The 19,995-nt window shown below is 64.3% G+C and carries 19 protein-coding genes; 3 read left to right on the forward strand and 16 right to left on the reverse strand.

From position 1 onward, the window contains the following. Window positions 1-9 precede the first annotated feature (9 nt). Both O0881_RS02260 and O0881_RS02265 read right to left on the reverse strand, forming a co-directional pair. Window positions 10-1,467, reverse strand: coding sequence for an alpha/beta fold hydrolase (locus O0881_RS02260; RefSeq protein ID WP_289909922.1), 1,458 nt, complete (start codon window positions 1,465-1,467; stop codon window positions 10-12). 85 nt (window positions 1,468-1,552) lie between these two features. Continuing rightward, window positions 1,553-3,838, reverse strand: a complete 2,286-nt coding sequence (locus tag O0881_RS02265; RefSeq protein WP_289909923.1) for a heavy metal translocating P-type ATPase — start codon at window positions 3,836-3,838, stop codon at window positions 1,553-1,555. 99 nt (window positions 3,839-3,937) lie between these two features. On the opposite strand from O0881_RS02265, the gene cadR reads away from it, so the two are divergent. Together cadR and O0881_RS02275 are read left to right on the forward strand one after the other, a co-directional pair. Then, window positions 3,938-4,369, forward strand: a complete 432-nt coding sequence (gene cadR / locus O0881_RS02270; RefSeq protein WP_034787498.1) for a Cd(II)/Pb(II)-responsive transcriptional regulator — start codon at window positions 3,938-3,940, stop codon at window positions 4,367-4,369. A gap of 10 nt (window positions 4,370-4,379) precedes the next feature. Further along, on the forward strand, window positions 4,380-5,462 hold the full coding sequence (locus tag O0881_RS02275; RefSeq protein ID WP_289909924.1) for a hypothetical protein: 1,083 nt from the start codon (window positions 4,380-4,382) through the stop codon (window positions 5,460-5,462). Here the strand turns inward: O0881_RS02275 and O0881_RS02280 are convergent. The 7 genes from O0881_RS02280 to O0881_RS02310 all read right to left on the reverse strand — a co-directional run bounded on the left by O0881_RS02280 (window position 5,459) and on the right by O0881_RS02310 (window position 10,417). Continuing rightward, window positions 5,459-6,991, reverse strand: coding sequence for a methyl-accepting chemotaxis protein (locus O0881_RS02280; RefSeq protein ID WP_289911439.1), 1,533 nt, complete (start codon window positions 6,989-6,991; stop codon window positions 5,459-5,461). The genes O0881_RS02275 and O0881_RS02280 overlap by 4 nt on opposite strands. 79 nt (window positions 6,992-7,070) lie before the next feature. After that, a complete protein-coding gene (locus O0881_RS02285; RefSeq protein WP_289909925.1) occupies window positions 7,071-7,538 on the reverse strand; it encodes a cache domain-containing protein in 468 nt (155 codons plus the stop codon). A gap of 239 nt (window positions 7,539-7,777) precedes the next feature. Beyond that, window positions 7,778-8,209 carry a hypothetical protein gene (locus O0881_RS02290; RefSeq protein WP_289909926.1) on the reverse strand — a complete coding sequence of 144 codons (432 nt, stop codon included), beginning with the start codon at window positions 8,207-8,209 and terminating at the stop codon, window positions 7,778-7,780. A 14-nt stretch (window positions 8,210-8,223) separates the two neighbouring features. Next, entirely contained in the window at window positions 8,224-8,604 is a 381-nt protein-coding gene (locus O0881_RS02295) for a hypothetical protein (RefSeq protein WP_099667984.1), read from the reverse strand. A gap of 103 nt (window positions 8,605-8,707) precedes the next feature. After that, window positions 8,708-9,259, reverse strand: a complete 552-nt coding sequence (locus tag O0881_RS02300; protein WP_289909927.1) for a DUF4142 domain-containing protein — start codon at window positions 9,257-9,259, stop codon at window positions 8,708-8,710. Between the two features lie 100 nt (window positions 9,260-9,359). Continuing rightward, window positions 9,360-10,013 (reverse strand): SMI1/KNR4 family protein, encoded by a 654-nt coding sequence (locus O0881_RS02305; RefSeq protein WP_289909928.1) that lies wholly within the window; start codon window positions 10,011-10,013, stop codon window positions 9,360-9,362. Continuing rightward, window positions 10,010-10,417: a MerR family transcriptional regulator gene (locus O0881_RS02310; RefSeq protein WP_289909929.1), complete on the reverse strand. Its 408-nt coding sequence runs from the start codon at window positions 10,415-10,417 to the stop codon at window positions 10,010-10,012. The genes O0881_RS02305 and O0881_RS02310 overlap by 4 nt, the downstream gene beginning before the upstream one ends. 190 nt (window positions 10,418-10,607) lie before the next feature. Between O0881_RS02310 and O0881_RS02315 the strand changes: the two genes are divergently transcribed. Beyond that, window positions 10,608-11,399, forward strand: coding sequence for an SDR family oxidoreductase (locus tag O0881_RS02315; protein ID WP_289909930.1), 792 nt, complete (start codon window positions 10,608-10,610; stop codon window positions 11,397-11,399). Window positions 11,400-11,405: 6 nt separating this feature from the next. Here O0881_RS02315 and O0881_RS02320 read toward each other — a convergent pair whose 3' ends face one another. From O0881_RS02320 to O0881_RS02350, 7 genes are all read right to left on the reverse strand, one after another. Continuing rightward, window positions 11,406-12,713, reverse strand: coding sequence for a divalent metal cation transporter (locus O0881_RS02320; protein WP_289909931.1), 1,308 nt, complete (start codon window positions 12,711-12,713; stop codon window positions 11,406-11,408). Then, window positions 12,714-13,490: a class I SAM-dependent methyltransferase gene (locus O0881_RS02325; RefSeq protein WP_289909932.1), complete on the reverse strand. Its 777-nt coding sequence runs from the start codon at window positions 13,488-13,490 to the stop codon at window positions 12,714-12,716. Between the two features lie 59 nt (window positions 13,491-13,549). Further along, window positions 13,550-15,562, reverse strand: coding sequence for a c-type cytochrome (locus O0881_RS02330; protein WP_289911440.1), 2,013 nt, complete (start codon window positions 15,560-15,562; stop codon window positions 13,550-13,552). A gap of 232 nt (window positions 15,563-15,794) precedes the next feature. Then, window positions 15,795-16,994 carry an FAD-dependent monooxygenase gene (locus O0881_RS02335; RefSeq protein ID WP_289909933.1) on the reverse strand — a complete coding sequence of 400 codons (1,200 nt, stop codon included), beginning with the start codon at window positions 16,992-16,994 and terminating at the stop codon, window positions 15,795-15,797. Beyond that, window positions 16,991-17,503, reverse strand: a complete 513-nt coding sequence (locus O0881_RS02340; RefSeq protein ID WP_099667977.1) for a MarR family transcriptional regulator — start codon at window positions 17,501-17,503, stop codon at window positions 16,991-16,993. Before O0881_RS02340 ends, O0881_RS02335 begins: the two co-directional genes overlap by 4 nt. Then, window positions 17,496-18,845, reverse strand: a complete 1,350-nt coding sequence (locus O0881_RS02345) for an MFS transporter (RefSeq protein ID WP_289909935.1) — start codon at window positions 18,843-18,845, stop codon at window positions 17,496-17,498. The genes O0881_RS02340 and O0881_RS02345 overlap by 8 nt, the downstream gene beginning before the upstream one ends. A 130-nt stretch (window positions 18,846-18,975) precedes the next feature. Further along, complete coding sequence (locus O0881_RS02350; protein WP_289909936.1) at window positions 18,976-19,899, reverse strand: LysR family transcriptional regulator; 924 nt, start codon at window positions 19,897-19,899, stop codon at window positions 18,976-18,978. Window positions 19,900-19,995: the final 96 nt, after the last annotated feature.

Below are 19,995 nucleotides of genomic sequence, written 5' to 3' on the forward strand. Positions count from 1 at the left end.
ATCGTCCTCTTAGTTAGTTGGTGGGAACTGCAGCGTGCAATCCTGCGCCGGTTTGCCGGCGATAAAGCGGGTGCTGGCCTGTTCAAAACAGGCGGGCGCCGTCCACAGGATGAAATGCGGGGCGTTGTACACGGTGGACAGGGCCACCTTGCCGGCCTTGTTCTGCGTCAAGGCCTGCACTTGCGCCTGCGCGCCCGCGTAGGGCGTCTTCGGATCCAGGGTACCCTGCAGTACCAAAGTGGGCGGCACTTTCGCCGGCAAGGCGCCGAAATAGGCGTCGCGCGGGTAGGTGGGCAAGCCGCCGCCCAGCAGGATGCGGGGCAGGGGACTGGTAAACAGCAGTTCCGCCTCGTCGCGGTCGATGTCGGCGGCGGCCCAGTTCGGGCGCAGCGACGCTTGCAGATTGTTTTCCGAATTGCTGATGATATTAACCAGCGGAATCGACAGCGGCGACTGGGGATAGCTGCCCAGGCCAGCTGCCGCCCGCGTCAACGTGGCGCGCACGGACGCCAGCTCCCCATCCTTGCCCTGGTCCAGCTCCTGCAGCAGGTAGGGAATGCGGGCGCGGGCGGCCGGCACGTCGAGCATGCCGCCCAGGAAGTGCTTCAGGTTCTTGCCGGGGATCTTCGCCAGCAGCGCGGGATCGGCTTGCGCCTTGTCCAGCACGCGGCGGTACAGGGTTGTTGCCGGCTCGCCCAGTGCCGCGTGGCAAGCGGCATCCGCATCGCACCAGGCGAGCACTTGCATGCCGACCGTGTTGACCACGTGCGAGCGCTGGCTCAAGTCCCAGCGCGCATCCGTCTGCGGCGGTACCAGCGAGTCGAAGATGACGCCCTTGACGGGCAGCGGTCCCAGCTGCAAGGTGCGCAAGACCAATTGCGTGCCGTACGACACACTGTATACATACATCGGTGGTTTGTTCTTGCCCTGTTCGCCTGCGATCAAGGCTTGCAAGTCGCGCGCCGCCATGGTGATGGAAAACTGGCCCGCGTATTCCGGCATCAAGTTGATGCCGGCAAAGCAGCTGCCCCATTCGGCACCCGCCAGGGCGCGGCCGCCGGGACTCCGTTCCGACTCTTCCACCTTGCACAGGCGCGAGGAATGCCCCGTGCCGCGGTGGTCGGGGATGAGGAATTCAAATCCGGGAAAGCTGCGGCGCAAGGTGGGCAGCAAGCTGTAGAACGAAGCGCCCGATTCGCCGGGGCCGCCCGCCACCAGCCACAGGGTGCCTTTGGCGGGCTTGCCGGCAGGCACGTCGGCGGCAATCTTGCGCACGAAAACGTGCATGGCGTCCGGATCACCGATGCCGCGGCCCTGGGCGTCGTAGCTGCCGGGCACGTTCAAACCCGAGCACAGACTGCCGGGCACGGCCGTATCGGAGCAAGGGGTGAAGTACATCGGTTCGGCATGCAGGGAGGCAGCAGCCAGCAAGGTGGCCAGCAGGGGGAGGCGGGGCAGAACGGTCATCGGCTACTTTGGCGAAGGTGGAGATCAAGCGCCAAAGTAGCGTTTTTTACAGCAATTGTCCAGATGGAAATATTTCTATAGGAACTTAATTAGGCTTGCTGCCACGCAGCAACCTGAGTCCGTTCGCCACCACCAGCAGGCTGGCGCCCACATCGGCGAACACGGCCATCCACAGGGTCGCCATGCCGGCCAGCGCCAGGCCGAAGAACACGGCCTTGATGCCGATGGCAAAGCTGATGTTTTGCACGAGGATGCTGCGCGTGCGCTGGCTCAGGCTGATGAATTCGGGCAATTTACCCAGTTCATCGTCCATCAGGGCCACGTCCGCCGTTTCGATGGCCGTGTCGCTGCCGGCCGCGCCCATGGCAAAGCCGATGTCGGCCTGCGCCAGGGCGGGGGCGTCGTTGACGCCGTCGCCCAGCATGGCGACCACGCCGAACTGCTGCTGCAAGGCCTTGATCTCGTCCAGCTTGTTTTCTGGCAGCAATTCCGCCTTGACCAGGCTGACACCGACTTCTTCGCCGATGCGCTGGGCCGTCAGCAAGTTGTCGCCCGTCAGCATCACGGTGGTCACGCCCAGCGCATTCAGGCGGGCAATGGCAGACGCCGCCGTCGGGCGCAGCACGTCGGCCACGGCGATCACGCCCAGCGCGCCGGCCGAGGTGGCCAGCACCATGGCCGTGTAGGCTTGCTGTTCCAGCCGCGCCAGGATGGCTTGCAGCTCCGGCGTCAGGGCGTTCAATTCCGTCATCAGGCGCGCATTGCCCAGGTAATACGTTTGTCCATCGATGCTGCCGCGCACGCCGCGTCCATGCAGGGCGGCAAACTGGGTGACGGGCAAGTGGCTGCTCGCGGGCGGACCCGCCTTGACGATGGCGGCGGCCAGCGGGTGGGCGGAATTGGCGTCCAGGCTGGCGGCCAGCAGCAGGATGGCATCGCGGTCGCTGCCTTCCAGGGCCACCACGTCCGTGACGGCCGGTTTGCCCATGGTCAAGGTGCCCGTCTTGTCGACGGCGATGGCCTTGATGCGGTAACCCGTTTCCAGGAATTGGCCGCCTTTCACCAGTATGCCGCGCCGCGCGGCCGCCGTCAGGCCGCTGACCACGGTGACGGGCGTGGAAATGACGAGCGCGCACGGGCAGGCGATCACCAGCATCACCAGCGCCTTGTAGATCCAGGCCATGAAGGGCGCGCCGAAGAGCAGCGGCGGCAGCACGGCCACGAGGATGGCGAACACGACGACGGCCGGCGTGTAGTAGCGGGCGAAGTTATCGACAAAGCGCTGCGTGGGCGCCTGTTTTCCCTGGGTTTCCTCGATCACCTTGACGATTTTCGCCAGGGTGCTGTTGCCGCTGTTGGCCGTGACGGTGACGTCGAGCAAACCCCGTTCATTGATGGTACCCGCATACACGACGTCGCCCACAGCCTTGTCCACCGGCATGCTTTCACCCGTGATCGGCGCCTGGTTGACGGACGATTCGCCGCTTTGCACGATGCCGTCGAGCGCGATGCGCTCGCCCGGCTTGACGCGCATCAGCGTGCCGATGGCCACCGTGGCAACGTTCACCTGGCTCCAGGCGCCGCTGGCGTCGGCCACGGTCGCCGTGTCGGGCGCCAGCTGCATCAGGCTTTGCACGGCATTGCGCGCGCGGTTCAAGGACAAGCCTTCGATCAGCTCGGCAATGGCGAACAGGAAGATGACCATGGCCGCTTCCGGCCACTGGCCGATGGCGATGGCGCCGAAAACCGCTAGGCTCATCAGGAAATTGATGTTCAGGGTGAACGTTTTCAGGGCGATCCAACCCTTTTTCAGGGTCGGCCAGCCGCCCGTGGCGATCGACAGCAGGGCCAGGGCGATGACGAGGGGGGAACTGTCCGCATGCGTGGTCCACGCCAGCGCTTCGGCGCCCGCCGCCGCCAGGCCGGAGACGACCAGCAAGCCCTTTTGCATGCCGCTGAGACTGCCTTCGTCCGGGTTACGGGAAACGGCGGCGTCCGCCTCCAGGGGAATGGCTTGCATGCCGATGCCGTGCAGGGCCGCTTCCACCGTGGCCAGTGTAGGCAGGGTGTGGTGCACGTCGAGCACGCGGTTCATCAGGTTGAAATCGAGGCCCACGACGCCGGCCATGGTGGCCAGCTTGTTGCGGATCAAGCGCTCTTCCGTGGGGCAATCCATGTTGGCGATGCGGTATTTGGCCGTGTTGGCGCCGGCGATGGCCGCGCTGGGCAGCGCAGGAGCGGACGCGGCGGCAGGCGTGGACGAGCACGCATGCTGGCTGGAACAGCAACTGGCCGCCTTGGGCGCAGGGCTGGGTTCGTGCGCATGCTTGTGGTCGTGCGCATGGGTATGGTTATGGCTATCGTGCGGCATCGCATCGTCCTTCCGGTTTCGTGTATGCTTCCATTAGAAACCCTGTAGCGGCTACAGGGTCAAGCGGAATTTGCATGTTGGAATGAAAAAGGGGATGCCATGCGTATCGGAGAATTGGCCAAACGGACAGATTGTGACGTGGAAACCGTACGTTACTATGAAAAGGCGGGCTTGCTGCAGGAACCGGGCCGCAACAGCGCCGGCTACCGCGAGTACCGGGAAGAACACCAGGAACGGCTGCAATTCATCCGCCATTGCCGTTCGCTGCAGATCGGCTTGACGGATATCCGCGCCTTGCTGGAATTTAAGAACAACCCGGCAGAAGGTTGTCAGAGCGTCAATGAATTGCTCGACCACCATATCCTGCGCATTGCCGAACAAATGGCGAACCTGCAAACCTTGCAGCAGCAACTGGTGACCCTGCGCCACCAGTGCGACCAGCCGCAGCCGTCGCAAGACTGCGCCATCCTGCAAAACCTGTCCGAGGCGGCCAGCGGACACGACTGCGCCTGCCATACCGAACTTCATTGACGATTGCTGCATGCTGAAACTGTTACCTAAAAGAACTTTACTGACCTTATCCCTGCTGTCGCCGCTGAGCCATGCCGCCGATGTGCCGCCCGCAGCCGGACACTACCTGACCCTGTACGCCGTGCCCGGCGTGCCGCAAGACGATGACCCGTACACCTGGAGCACGGCCGGCGGCAAGCAGCTGGCGAAAGGCGTGACGAAGGCGGACGGCCGCGCCTATCTCAAGGGCGAGGAGGGCGAAGAAAACTATGTGCTGAAAACCGTCAGCATGCGCTGGCAGCTGAAGGTGCCGGCCAAGTGTTGGCAGGGCGCGCCGGAGGCTTTCCTGGACTGCGTGCAACTGGCCAAGACCACGAGCCGCTATGACGAAGAGCAGGAGGCGCTTAAGCTGGCGGAGCAGCAGAAGGAAGCCAGGATGCAGGCCAGGATCGCCGCCTACGCGGTGGAGGCCCGTGCCAACGACGATGCGCTGGCCTGGCTGGGGCGTTTGCCTGCGAGCTGGACCCTGGAAGGGTATGGCAAGCGCCTGCTGGGCATCGGCGACAAGATCGCCAGATACATCGCCGACGAAGTCCCGCAAGACGGGCCCGATGCGCGCCAGTTCGTCTGCCGCGCGCCCGCCGACTACGGCCCCGTGCCGGACCAGGCCTTTGTGGAAGCGTGGATGGCATTGCCGGATGACGCGCGCAAGCTGCGTGCCGGCCCAGCCTGGGATGCGCTCGCGGCGGCAGGCGGGAAGGGCAACTGGATGGCCCGCCTGGAACTGTATTACGCCTTGTCGAGCGTCAATGTCAGCGAATTGAGCTTGCTGGAACAGTACCGCATCGTGCAATTGATGGAATGGCTGCACAAGAAGAAGGTGGGCGGCCTGTACAGTTACTTCAGCGCCGCCATCCCGGCTACGCCAGGCAGCAATGACCACGCCGCCTGGCGCAGGCAAGACCAGGTTTTCCTGTATTCAGCCCTGCTGGGTGATTACCATCAACAATACCGCATGGGCAATGTCTTGCTGCGGGACGCGGACCCCGCGCTGGTCGGGGCAGGCAAGGCCATGCAAGCCTGCGCCCGGGCCGCCATGCCGCACCGGCGCTAAGGCGCCAGCAACGGCGCGCCGCCTTCGCCCAGGCGGAAGGCGTCGACCACGCGCAATAAATCATGCGCCTGGTCCTGCATGCTTTGCGCGGCGGCGGCCGACTGTTCGACGAGGGCGGCATTGCGCTGGGTCAATTCGTCCATTTCCGTGATGGCGTTGTTGACTTCCTCGATGCCCTTGCTCTGGCGCTGGCTGGCCGCCGTGATGTCGTTCATGATTTCCGTCACTTGCTGGACGGAGGCGACGATATCGCCCATGGTGCGCCCGGCGCTGTCGGCCAGCTCGCTGCCCGTTTCTATCCTGGCCACGGAATCCTCGATCAATTGCTTGATTTCGCGCGCCGCCGTGGCCGAGCGCTGCGCCAGGCCCCGCACTTCCGTGGCGACGACGGCAAAGCCGCGTCCCTGTTCGCCCGCGCGCGCCGCTTCCACGGCCGCGTTCAAGGCGAGGATATTGGTCTGGAAGGCAATGCCGTCGATGACGGCGATGATGTCGACGATGCGCCCGGAACTGGCCTTGATCGAGCCCATCGTCTCGACCACCTGGCCCACGACGCGGCCGCCCTCGAGCGCCACGTTCGACGTCGACAGCACCATCTGGTTGGCCTGGTGCGCATGGCTGGCGTTTTCGCGCACGGTATCCGTCAAGGCATGCATCGACGACGCCGTTTCCTGCAAGGAATGGGCTTGCGATTCCGTGCGGGCCGACAAGTCCGCATTGCCCAGCGCGATTTCACTCGCTTCCACCGTGATGGTGGAGCCTGCCTGGCGGATGTCGCCCAATAAAGTGTTCCAGTTTTTCAGCACCGTGGCCAGGGCCCGCGCCAGCTTGCCCACCTCGTCGTCGCCTCGGGCGTCGATGCGCGTGGTCAAGTCGCCGGCGGCCAGCGATTCGGCGGCGCGGCAAGCTTCGTCGATGGGGCCCACCACGGAGCGCGCCATCCAGGTGGCGATCAGGGCCAGCAGGGCAAAGCCGATGGCCATGGTGCCCAGCGACAGCCAGCCGGCGCGCTGGCCCGCATTCTTGGTATCCTGCAAGGCATCGACAGTGCGGTGGTCGAGATTGAGCAGCACCTGGCGCAACTGCCCGCGCACTTGCTGGTAATGCGTGGCGGCATTTTGCATCGCCGCCACGCCCGTATTCGGGTCCATGGACGCCAGGTCCAGCGCCTGCGCCACGCTGGCACGGTAGCATTCGACACCCGGCAGCGCCTGGCCCGCTTCCGTGGCGGCGCCCGAGAATGTCTGCAATTGCTGCAAGCCTTGCGCAATGGCGTTCAGCTGGCCATCCGTTTGCGCGCCGAATTGCTTGAACTGCTCATCCGACAGGCTGGCCGCGATGGCGATCTTCGCATACACGTCGGCGTGCACCTGGCCCAGGGCAATAGCTTGCTGGTTCGCAAGCCGCTCGGCCGTCAGGGTGACGTCTTTCAGTTCGCGCATGCGCTGCTCGTTCTGCTGCATGGCGAAGTAGGACAAGGCCCCCATGGCCAGCAGGCAAGCCAGCGCGACCACCGGGACGATCAACATCTTCTGTGCGATTTTCACATGTAGCCCCTATCGTCAAGAGAGCGGACAACCATCCCGGCGCCGGCGGCGCGGCGGCTGGCTACAGGTAGATGCCGCCGCAGACGACGGTCTCGGCCAGCTTTTCGCAATACATCACCTTCGGCTCGATCTTCTTGGTTTCCGGATTCGTAAATTTGTATTCCTGCCAGAACGTGCCCTTGCTCCTGGCCAAGTCGACGCGCTCCTTGACGAAGGCCTTGCCATCGATATCTTTCAAGTCGATCAAGTTCTTGCCCACCATTTTCGGGTTGGCGCCATGCGCGGCGACCGTGCCGTCGAGCTTATACACGACCAGGTACAGGTCGTGCAGGATGAATTGCGGGGACTTGGCCGTGATCTCGCCATACGCCTTGGCGTCGCCGGCGCTCTTGATGTAGGCCACGCCTTTCTTGACCATGGCTTCGGCGTCGGCGCGCGTGGCGCCGCCCTCGGCAGCGTTGGCGATACCGGACAAGGTAGCGGCGGCAAGCATGAGCGACAAGCACATGGCAGGGGCGAACTTGGGCATGAGAATCTCCTTCACATTGCGGCTGGGGGAAGCCGGCGGGGGAACCGGCGCGGTAAGCGGCGCCTATCGAAGTGCCGACGGCTCATGGTAGCGCGATGCCAGTGGGCATGCGCTGGTGCAATAGATATTTTTTCAGACGGGCGTTTTTGCAACGGCGCGTGCACATTGCCGCAATGGATATTTCATAGGGGAAAGGAGGGCGCAGCCTATCGTGTCGATAGTGTGGCGCGTGCGCCGCGCTACCAGCTGGCCGGGTCTTCCGCCGCCGCGCGCGCCAGGTCGTCGCGCCAGTCTTGCCGCACCAGGCGGTAGATATCGGCAAAGAAGGCGCGCGGGTCGTGCATTTCGTCCCACAGGGCCGGCAGCGCGTGCGTGCTTTCGGGGTCATGTTCGAGGATGGCCTGGAAATCGTAATCAGGGTCTTGCAAGGCCTGCGCCAGCACGGCCACCAGCGCATGGCGGTGGCGGTAGCTGAGTTCCTTGTATTGCGACGTGATGTCGCGCCGTATCAGCGCCGCGCGCTGGGCAGGATCGTTCATGTCCCAGGCATCCAGCTCCACGCCCAGGGTTTCTTCGCGGTCATACACGTCGAAGGGACCGAGGAAATGGTGCAGGGTGGGAAGGTAGGGGGCGTCGCTCCAGGGGCCGCGCAGACCTTTTTGCTGTGGCATGATGGCTCCCCCTTTTACGCGCACTCGGGCAAGGTCCAGCCTTCATAGCCCAGGTCGGTCGGGTAGATGGCGCGGTTCTGGCCCCAGTGGGCATGGTCGAGAATGCCGTCTTCATGCATGTCCAGCACCCATTCCGTACTTTCCAGCATGGTGCCATCCTTGTGGTACACGCGGAAGAAGGTGGACGTGCTGAACGCGCGCACGATGTTGTTCGGCACGCCGTTGCCGTAGTGCGGCACATAGGTCTTGATCACGCACGTGCCCTGGTCGTTCCACTGCTGGGCATACACGGTGGCATTGCGCGCCGCGCTCACCTTGATGAAGAGCCAGCCTGCCAGTAGGATGAGGAACAGGAAGGCGGCGGCGATCAAGCCGGTTTTCTTGAGTAGCTGCATGAGGTCATGGCATGGCCGAAAACGAAGTTGCCGCATTGTATGTCAAGAGCAGAAATACTTGCTGTACAGCACGTACTGCAAGTATTTCCCCGCGTATGGCGCTCTATTTCGCCAATGCCGCGTGCAGCGCATGCGCCATTTCCAGGTGATGTTGCAACGCCGGCAAGGTTTTCGTGGCAAAGGCCTTGATGTCGGGATCGCTCGCCTTCTGGCTGGCCTCCGTGAACAGTTTCACGGCTTCCTTGTGCGCCGCCACGCCGATGGTGGCCGCATATTCCCTGTCGAAGGCCTGGCCTTCCAGGCGGCCCAGCCGGTCAATCTGCGCCTTGTGTTTCGTGCCCGGCTGGTCGCTGACCTCGATCTGCTTGCTGCTGGCCAACTGTTTCAGCGCGTCAGCCACTGTCGTGTGGGCGGTGACCATGGCGTCGGCGAATTGCTTCACTTCCCCATTACTGCTCTTGCTTTGCGCTACCTTGCTGGCGGCGATTTCCGTGCTGCCCGCATCGGCGGCCTTGCTGAGGAATTGCTTGTCGTACGCGCCCGGCGCGGCGGCGGCGATGCTGTTGATGGCGATCCCGCTCAACAGCGCCACGGCCGCGCCGATGGCCACGCTTTTCAGGGAGGGGGTACGGGAACTGGTGGTGGAGATAGGCATGGGAAATCCTTTCGAATATGGCGTTTTATGCAAGCTGATGACAATGTTAAGTCATCAGCCTGCGCACACCCATAGGACAGGCGCGGCCATGCCCGTAGGACTAGTCCTGTTCGTTAGCGCACAGTTCGACTTGTTTAATAGCAAATAAAGCGGCGATGCCCGCATCGCGGCGCCAGGCGGGCATGCCGATATCGAGCCACTGCGCCATCGCTTCCAGGTGGGAGGGTTCCGAAACGCTGTGTTCGAGTTCCTCCAGCACCGTGTCGCGGTCGATATACAGGCTGTCCAGCCAGGCGTCGAACGAGGGCGCCAGTTCCATCAGGCCGTGGGCGCGCTTGCCGGTCCACTCCGGCAATTCCTGCACATAGGCCAGTACCCGGCCGCCGCCTTCTTCCGTCAAGTCCAGGTAGAGCATGGACTTGCCGCCATCGCGGGCGAACGGCAGGATGCGCACCGGCATGCCCGCATGCTGGCGCGCGGCGCGGATTTCGCCGACCAGGGTTTCATCGCAGAAATCGCCTTCGTCGGCGCTGAAAAAGGTATTGAAGCCCATTTTTTCCACGCCGCCATTACCGTCCGGCACATCGCACGTGTAATCGAACCAGGCGCCGTTGGCGACCCGCAAGAACGCCAGGAAGGCGGGCGGCAAGGGCGCTTCCAGCAAGGTTTCGATGGCGGCGATCTGCTGCGCCGTGGGGGCAGGCTTGGCGCCCTCGAGCGCCAGGTGGCGGTATTGCGTGTAATGGTTGCTCATTGGTACTCCTTGTCGTTATTCTTGTTCATATGCACTGGCGCCGCATCGTCGCAACCCGTCTCCACCTTGGCCAGTGCATCGACGAGGCCGGCGCGCAGCACGGCCATCGAACGGGCCTTGTCATCGATCTGGGCAATTTTCGTTTCCAGCATGCTCCGTTTGGTCTGCGCATCGAGTGCGTTTTCTTGCCAGACGGCAATGACTTCGGCGATTTCCTTCAAGGTAAAGCCCAGCGCCTTGGCGTGGCCGATCAGCTCGATGCGCCGCAACGCTTGCGCCGAGTATTCCTTGTAGTTATTCGTCATGCCCGGCTGCGGCGCTTCCTCCAGCAAGCCCTGGCGCTCGTAGAAGCGCACCGTATCCTTGCTGACGCCCGTCAGGCGGGTGATTTCACCGATGCGCATAGTTTTTTGACTTTCTACTCATTTGTGGAACGTGAAAAATGTGCAGGGCAAGGCGTATAGGCGCAGACAGTACGCTAGTACGGCAAGACTATGCAACGCGGCCATGCGCACTTTTTTGCGTTCCACGCTTGACCGTGGACTAAAGTCTACAGTTTACATTAGAAACACTCTCAACTACGACACGTTTGCCATGCTCCCATACGACTACTCCAACCAAACCGTGCTGATCACGGGCGCCTCGTCCGGCATCGGCCGCGTCTTTGCGCAAACCCTGGCCGCGCGCGGCGCGCACTTGCTGCTGCTGGCCCGTTCCGGCGCCGTGCTCGATAGCCTGGCCAGGGAACTTTCCCAACGCCACGGCATCCGCGCGCACGCGCTGGTGGCCGACCTGGGCTTGCCCGGCGCCGCGCAAGACGCCCATGCACAGGCGTGCGCCTTGGGCTTGCCGCCCGATGTACTAATCAATAACGCGGGATTCGCCACGCATGGCAGGTTCGAGACCATCGACCTGGCGCGCCAGGCGCTGGAAGTCACCGTCAATTGTACGGCCCTCATGGAATTGACCCACTGCGCCTTGCCCCACATGCTGGCCCAAGGGCGGGGCGCCGTCATCAACGTGGCGTCCACGGCGGCCCTGCAGCCCGATCCCTACATGGCGATTTACGGCGCCAGCAAGGCGTTCGTGCTGTCGTTTTCGGAAGCGCTGTGGGCGGAAAATCGCAGCCGCGGCGTGCGCGTGCTGGCCCTGTGCCCTGGCGCCACGGACACGGCCTTCTTCGACGTGGTGGCCGCGCCTGAAGCGGCCGTGGGCAAGCGCATGGCGCCGCAAGCCGTCGTCGATGAAGCGCTGCGCGCGCTGGACCGGGGCCGCAGCAGCCATGTGGCGGGCCGGCCCAACCGGCTGCTGGCCTGGTTGCCGCGTTTGCTGCCCCGCCAGACCGTGCTGGGCATCGTGGAAGGGATGCTCAAGCCACGGACTTGATGCGCATCAAAACGCCATGGTGGTGAACATGGCCAGCACGGCCGTTGCCATGACGATGGTCGACAGCCAGCCCAGCGCCCGCAGGCGGCGCGAAATGGTCAATGTGCCCATGATGGCAGGGCGCGACGCCATCACCATCATCAGGGCCATGATGGGCACGGAAATGACGCCATTGATGACGGCGCTCCAGTACAGGGCCTTGATGGGGTCGAGCGGCGTGAAGCACAGGGCGGCGCCGATCACGGTGGCCGTGACGATGATGCCGTAGAACTTCTTGGCGGCCCGGGGCGCCAGTTCCAGGCTGTTTTTCCAGTGGAAGGCGCCCGCCATGGCGTAGGCGGCCGAGCCGGCCAGCACGGGAATGGCCAGCAAGCCCGTGCCGATGATGCCCAGGCTGAACAGGGCAAACGCGAACTCGCCCGCGATGGGGCGCAGGGCGGACGCCGCTTGCGCCGACGTGTCGATATGCGTGATGCCTTGCGCGCCCAGGGTCACGGCCGTCGTCAGCATGATGAAGAAGGCCACCAGGTTGGAAAAGCCCATGCCGATGGCCGTGTCCATCTTGATCCGCTGGAATTGCCGCGGCGCCTGTTCCGGCGCCCGGCGTAGGGCTTGCGCGCCGGCATCCGCCTGCAAGTCTTCCACTTCCTGCGATGCCTGCCAAAAGAACAAGTACGGGCTGATCGTCGTGCCGAACACGGCCACGATCATGGTCACCGAGGCGGCCGACCAGGCGAACCGGGGCCAGACGGTGCGCAGCGCCACTTCGCCCCACGGAATGTGCACGGTCAGCACGGTGGCCACATAGGCCAGCAAGCCCAGGGTCAGCCATTTCAGGATGCGTACATATTGTTGGTAGGGAATAAACACTTGCAGCAGCAGGGACAGCAGCCCGAAACCGACGGCGTACAGGTGGGTGGGACCGCCGATGATCAGGGTCAAGGCATCGCCCATGGCGGCCACGTCGGCGGCGATATTGATGACATTGGCCAGCAGCAGCAAGCCGACGATGGCGTACAGCAAGGATTTCGGATAGTGGCGGCGGATATTCGTCGCCAGCCCGTGCCCGCTGACCCGGCCGATCTTGGCGCTGATCACCTGGATGCCCAGCATCAAAGGGAAGGTCAGGCAGACGGTCCACAGCATGCCGAAGCCGAACTGGGCGCCCGCCTGCGAATACGTGGCGATGCCGCTGGGGTCGTCGTCGGCCGCGCCCGTGATCAGGCCGGGGCCCAGCTTGCCCAGCCAGGTGTCGGACGGGGCCGCCGCCTGGCGGGCGGCCTGCTGCGGTTCTGTGTCTTGTTCACTAGACATCTATACGGCCTGTTTTTGTGCCACGAAGGCGGCCGTCCGGTAGGGCACGCTGATGCTGTCCCGCCCGCGCAAGGCCGGCTCCGACGCGACCAGCTGGCCAATCTCGTCATCGATGCGCTGGCGCGCCTGCGGCGGCAAGGCGGCGATAAAACTGGTGGAGCGCACGCGGTTGAACAGCACGTCTTCGGGCGATCCCGTGTGTTCCTGGGAAAAATGTGTTTCCTGCAAGGGTGTAAACCCCGCATGAGGGAAGGTCCGGCGCCAGGCGCCCGTGTAGTAGCGGGGCCTATCGCCTTCCGCCTGGTTGACGATGGCGTCCAGTCTTGCCACCCAGGGCACGCTGGCGTCGCGCAGATTCCACACGAGGCCCAGCCTGCCGCCCGGCTTGAGCACGCGCCAGATTTCATCGAGCGCCTGAGGGGTGGCGAACCAGTGAAACGCTTGCGCGCAGACCACGGCGTCGACCGAGGCGTCGGGCAGGGGAATGGCCGTTGCCGTGCCCGCCAGCGCCTGGACTTGCGGCAAGGCGGCCGCCAGTCTTGCCAGCATGGCAGGCACGGGTTCCACGGCAATCACCGTGGCGCCCGTGTCCAGCAGGCGCGGCGTGAACTTGCCCGTGCCGGCGCCCAGGTCCAGCACGGTGGCGCCCGGCCCCAGGCCCAGGCTATCCTGCAGCCAGGCCGACACTGCGGGGGGATAATCGGGCCGGCCCTTGACGTAGCTGGCGGCCGCCGTGGCATAACCGCCGGCTGCCGCGTGGTGGATGTTGCTGCTCATGCAAGACTCCTTGGCGTGGTCGTGGCATGAGCGTAGCAGATTACGAACGCGATGGGGCGTCAGTAGCGCGCATCCTTGGGCTTGCCGCCCTTCGGCCAATCCTTGACCTTGTCGGGGAAGTCCGGGCGCGGCATGTGGGTAAAATATTCGGCCACGTCGACGGCGTCCTGGTCGGACAGGTTGCCTTGCCCCAGCGGGAATTTCTGGCCGTGGCCCATCACCATGTTCGCCTTGACGAAGCCGGCCGCCGTGTAGGTGCGGGCCATGCCGGCGCCGATATTGAACGAGCGCTCGCCCCACAGCGGCGGGAAAGCCACCACGCCGTTGGCGCCCCGGATGCCTTCGCCATTCGCGCCATGGCAGACGGCGCATTGCTCGGCGTACACTTTTTTGCCATGCACGGGGTCAGGCAGCAGATTGCGGTCGATCTTCGCCACGCCCCGTCCCGGCACCTTGTCGTTGGCCTGCGTGGCGCCCTTCATCCAGTCGATGTAGGCGACCATGGCCTGCAGGTCGGGGCCGTCCACGGGCAGGGGCTTGCCGTGCATGGAGCGGCGGAAGCAGCCGTTGATGCGCTCGCCCAGGCTGATGACCTTGCCCGCGCGCGGCGCTTCCGCCGGGAAGAAGGCGGAAATGCCGAGGAAGGGAGAACCGTTGGCCACGGTGCCGCCATTCAGGTGGCAACTGCTGCAATTGAGGTCGTTGCCCACGTTGTTCGGCAGGCGGGCGCGGGTTTCCGTCATCAGCTGCATGCCGTGGATTAACTGGCTGGCGTTCGGGTCGGCCGTCAGGGCGGCGAAGCGGGGCGTGACGAAGCCGCCCGCATCCGGCGCCTTGAGCTTGAGCTCCTTGCGCACCTTGGCGATGTGGGCGGGCGTGACGGGCGCGCCGTGGTTGCCCCACTTACCGCGCACGAAGGTGAGGATTTCCGCCAGTTCCGTGTCGGACAGGCGGTCATATGCGGGCATGCCGAAGGAACGGGGCGACTGCTGCGTGACGGCCGACTGCCAGCCGGTCAATGCGATATGGATGACGGAGGTGGCGTCCTTCGACTGCACCGAATCGTTCTGCGCCAGCGGCGGGAAGATGTTTTCCACGCCGCGGCCGTCGCGGCGGTGGCAGGTGGCGCAAAACTGCAGGTAGCCGAGGCCGCCGCGCGTGTTGTACAGCGCGTCGTTGCCGGCCGCGACAGCCGGCGCCGGTTTGCTCTGCTGCACTGGCGCGCCCGGCTTGGCCGGCAAGCCGTGCAGGTAATGCGCCAGCGCATCGAGGTCGCCGTCCGTAAAGTATTGCGTGCTGTGCGTGATGACTTCCGTCATGCTGCCGGCCGCCGTGCCGAAGCTGTTGCGGCCCGTTTTCAGCAATTGCACGATGTCGGCCGGCGTCCACAGATTGCGCAAATTGACGGCATGCCAGCCGTCGAAGGTGAAGCCGGACAGATAATGCTTGCCGCTGCCGCCATCCTGGCTCATGGTTTTTTCCTGGAAAGCCACGCCGCGTGGCGTGTGGCACGAGCCGCAATGGCCTAGCCCCTGGGCCAGATAGCTGCCCCGGTTCCACATGGCCGACTTGGCGCTGTCGGGCTTGAATGGCGCATCGTCGAGGAAGACGGCGTTCCACAGCGACAAGCCCCAGCGCATGCTGAACGGCCATTTCATGTCCGTTTCGCGGTTTTGCTGCGCCACGGGCGCCACGCCCCGCTGCAAATACGCGTACAGGGCCTGCATGTCGTCGGGCGTGATCTTCGCGTAGGAAGGGTAGGGCATGGCCGGATACAGGTTGTGTCCGTCCGCCGCCACGCCCTTGCGCATGGCGCGGTCGAATTGCGCGAAGGTGTACGTGCCCAGGCCCGTCTTCGCATCCGGCGTGATATTCGTGCTGTAGATGGTGCCGAACGGCGTTTTCAATTCCAGGCCGCCGGCCATGGCGGCGCCGTTCGGGCTCGTGTGGCAAGCCACGCAGTCGCCCAGGCGGGCGACATACTCGCCGCGCTTGATCAGCTCGGCCGAGGCGGCGGGTTTGGACGGCACTGTGGCGGGCGCGGCCCAGGCGCTGGCGCAGCAGGCCAGCATGCCCAGGAGCAGCAGCCAGGTAGTGATCGGAAAGAAGACGGCAGGATGGCGGCGCGAGCCGCGATGCAGGATGGAAATGGCGTTCATGGTGACCCTTTATTATTCGGGCCAAGCTTACGCATTCCTTCCCAAGGCGAAAATTGGGAGTTTCTTTCGATCGACTAGGTAATTTTGCCTAGTGCATTACGGCAACAATTCGTGTATGCCAACGCCCGCCGCCCGCCTGCCTGCCTCAGGCCATGTTCGCATACTCGGGCAGCGCGATGGCATCCGCCTTGGGCGTCAGGAACCTGGCCAGTATCGTCTTGATAATTGGCACGTTTGACATGCGCAACATCGCATGGCCGATGGCGATCCCCACGCGCGAGTGCGGCGAGGCCAGGCGCGGCGCGAAGGTGGGCACGCTTTGCGCCTGGTCAACATACGGGCGCATGATCGCTTCATACGCGGCAAAGGCTTGCGCATGATCGTCGTGGCGTCCCAGTTCTCCCGCCAGCACGTAGGCGCCGCACATGCCCAGGCTCGTGCCCATGCCGCTGATGGGCGAGGCGCAATAGGCGGCGTCGCCGACGAGGGCAATCCGTCCCTTCGACCAGCGCGGCATCTTGACCTGGGAAATCTGGTCGAAATACAGGTCGGTGGCCTCATCCAGGGCCGCCAGGATGCGCGGCGTTTCCCACTTCAGGGCGCCGAACTTCTGCTTCAGCAGGGCTTTTTGCTCGGCAATCTGCAGTTTTTCATAGGCGCTGGGCGCTTCCTGGAACGACAGCAGGGCGCGCGTGGTGCCCAGGTTATCGGGACGCAGGCACACGCTCAAGCCGCCAGGGGCGTTGAACCAGCGCATCTGGCGCTCGTCGCCCGGCGCGCGCGGGATGGTGAAATAGGCCGTGTACAGCTTGAACGAGCGGCGTTGGACTTCATCCCCGAACACGAGTTTGCGTGTATGCGAACCGACGCCTTCGGCGCCGATGACGAGATCGAACACTGCTTCGCCGCCCTGTTCGAAGCGCACCTTGACGCCATGCGGCAATTCTTCCAGCGCGGCGATGCTGTCGCCAAAGCGGTAGTCGACCGCGTCGCGGCCATGCCCGATCAGCAGCTTGGCCAGTTCCCCCCGCAGGATTTCCAGCTCGGCCACGGGACCGTTGCCGCCAAAGGCCCCGATGCCGAATTCCGCCTGCGTGCGGTCTTGCGCGTCGACAAACCGGAGTCCATCCTCATGCGTGGTCTTGGCGCGGATGGCGCTCTCGAGCCCCATGCGCTGCGCCACCAGCTTGCCTGCGCCGCGCACGTCGATCGTTTGTCCGCCATCGCGAAACTCGGGCGCCCGCTCGACAACGGTGACGTCCATGCCCAGGCGCGACAGCCAGTAAGCCAGGGTCGGGCCGGCAACGCTGGCCCCCGTGATCAGGATTTTTCGTTTGATCGTCATTTGATTTTCTTTTCTGCTGTGGTTGGCAAAGTGGTCTGGTAAACCGTGATCACTTGCTGGAGAAAGTGTTCTATCGTCGTCCGTTCGCCGGCGGACAAGCCGCTCAGCACCGCGTCCAGTCCGTTGAGCATCGGCGCGATATGCGTGTAGGTTTGCGCCACCGAGGCTGGCACGGGATGGACGAGCACGCGGCGCTTGTCGTCCTGCTGGCGCACGCGCGTCACGTGGCCGGCCCGTTCCAGGCGGTCGATGACGAGCGTGACGCCCGCCGTGGTGACGGCAAGGCGCGCGGCCAGCTCATTCGGAGACAAAGGACCGTGCGTGATCAATTGCTCCATCAGGGCCAAATCGGTCTGGTTGATGCCCATCGCGTTGCTCAGGTGCAACGCCGTTTCGCGCGTCAGGATCGCGATATCCTGCAACTGGCGGCCGATGACATCGCCCGCGATGTGCATGCCGCGGGGATCGTCGGCTGCGAATGCTTGATTGTGTGTTGGCTGGTCATGCATGATTTACCTCAAGTTCAGATTTTGCAGCAGTGGGAAAGAAGAACGTCACGCCCATGAAAGCGATGAGTATGCCGGTTTGGATCGTCAATGCGGCGCTGAGCGCCCGGTCCGGCGTCAGGGCGGGATGCGCGGCAAAAAATGCGCCGCTGAACAGGGCCACGCCGATCGATGCGGCGATCGATTGCACGGCAGACAGCACGCCGGAACCGGAGCCGATCTGCTTGTTGTCCAGCGCAGCCAGAATGATGCTGAACAAGGCTGCGATCACGAGGCCGGCGCCGATGCCGCAGACCAGCATGCCGGGCACGACATGCCATGCAGAAAATGCCGCCGTATTGCCCAGTTCAAATTGCAGCAGCGCCACGCCGGCAAGCTGGACACCGGCGCCCAGTTGCAGCACCTTGCGCCCGAAACGGGCCGCCAGGACGGCGCCGCTCAGGGTGGCGCCGCACGCCGTGCCCACAGCGAATGGCAGATTGGCAATACTTGCTTCGCCCGCCGTCAATCCATGTCCAATCTGCAAGAAAAGCGTCAGCACCAGCTGCATGCCGACGAGCGAACAAAAGAACAGGGCGATGCCGGCCAGCCCGGCCGTGTAGGCGGAGCGCTGGAAGATCGACGTCATGATGAGCGGCGTCTGCCCGGCGCGCACCATCGCGGACTGGCGCAGGCCGAACAGGCCGAAACCCAGCACGGCCATCGCCAGCATCGGCCATCCCCACGCCGGCCACGCTCCCGCCTCGCCCAGCGGCAAGACGAGGAACACGGACGACAGCACCAGCAGGCTGGCGCCGGGGACGTCGATGTGGACGGAGCGGTCTCCCGGACGGTGGGGCAGGTAACGGCGCGCCACCAGGAAGCAGGCGATGCCGATCGGAATATTGATCAGGAACATGGCTCTCCAGCCCAGGCCGAACACGTTCGCTTCGAGCAGCATCTCGCCCAGCACGGGGCCGAGTATGCCCGCCAGGCCCAGGATGGGGCCGAAGATGCCAAACACCTTGGCCAGGGCCGGTCCCTGGTAGTTTTCACGCAGCAAGCCCAAGCCTTGCGGCAACAGCATCGCGCCGGCCAGCCCTTGCAGCAGGCGAAAGACGATCAACAATGCGATGGTCGGCGCCACGGCGCACAGCAGCGAAGCGATGGTAAAGGCGGCCAAGCCGTATAGAAACATGGCGCGCCGCCCGTAGCGGTCGCCCAGCCTGCCGCCGAGCACCAGGCCGGCGCCCAGTGCCAGCGCATAGCCGCCGATGACCCATTGCATCTGGGCGGAACTGGCGCCCAGCGACTCGATCAGGGCAGGTCCGCCGACGTTGACGATGGTGGATGCGGCAAGGTCCATGATCTCGGAAACGATCATGACCAGTAAAATGGGCCAGCGAGGCAGTGCAGCAGTCTTCATACAAATAAATAGCTAACTTAGTTAGCAATAAAACGAGACAGTATACGGCCTGACCCTCTTTGTCAATGGCTCACGCGGGATTTTCGTTCCACGCCATGATGCGCTCGCGCAGCCAGCGGTGCGCCGGGTCCAGGTGCATGCGCTCGTGCCACACCATCGCCATCTCGTAATCGGGCAGGGTGACGGGCGGCTCCCACGTGCGCAGGTCGCCCAGGGCGTTTTTCAGCAGGCGCGACGGCAGCAGGGCCACCATGTCGGACGCGGCCAGCAGGGGAGGGACGATGAGGAAATGCGGCACGGACAGCACCACCTTGCGCGTCCGGCCCAGCGTTTCCAGTGCCGTATCGACGTTGCTGCGGAAACCGCCGCCGTTGGGCGAGACGACGATGAATTCCAGCGCGCAGAACCGCTCGAGGTCGGGCGGCGCCTGCAGCAGCGGGTGGTCGCGGCGGCCCGCCAGCACATAGTGCTCGGTGAACAGGGTGCGGTGGCGCAAGCCGGGCGGCGCTTCTTCCTGCGCCAGGAAACCCAGGTCGACCTGGCCGTTTTCCAGCGCGTGCGCCATGCGCGCCGGCACGGCTTCGAAGACGGCCATGCGCGACAGGGGCGCCTGCGCGCGCAGGGACGGCAGCATGGGCAACAAAATCGCATACTCGGTGGCGTCGGCCGCCGCCAGATTCCAGCGCACCTCGGCCGTGGCCGGGTCGAACGCCTGTTCCGGCTGCAAGACTTGCTCCAGCTGGGCCAGCACGGCTTGCAGCGGCGCGAACAGGGCCAGCGCCCGCGCCGTGGGCAGCATGCCGCGCGGGCCGGGCAACAGCAGCGGATCGTCGAAGGCGGCGCGCAGCTTGCCCAGCTGCACGCTGACGGACGGCTGGCTCAGGTGCAGCCGCGCCGCCGCCCGCGTGACGTTGCGTTCAATCAACAGGGCGTTCAGGGTCAGCAGCAGGTTCAAATCCAGCTTGTGCAAATCCAGCTTATGCAAATTGTTCATGACTATACCTTGTATATCAACTATTCATTTCCACTATGATAGCGCAAGCCCTAGAGTAGTTCCTGTGATATCCATTCTTCATCCATTACAGGAATA

The organism is Janthinobacterium sp. SUN100 (assembly GCF_030397705.1).
Taxonomy (GTDB): Bacteria; Pseudomonadota; Gammaproteobacteria; order Burkholderiales; family Burkholderiaceae_D; genus Janthinobacterium; species Janthinobacterium kumbetense.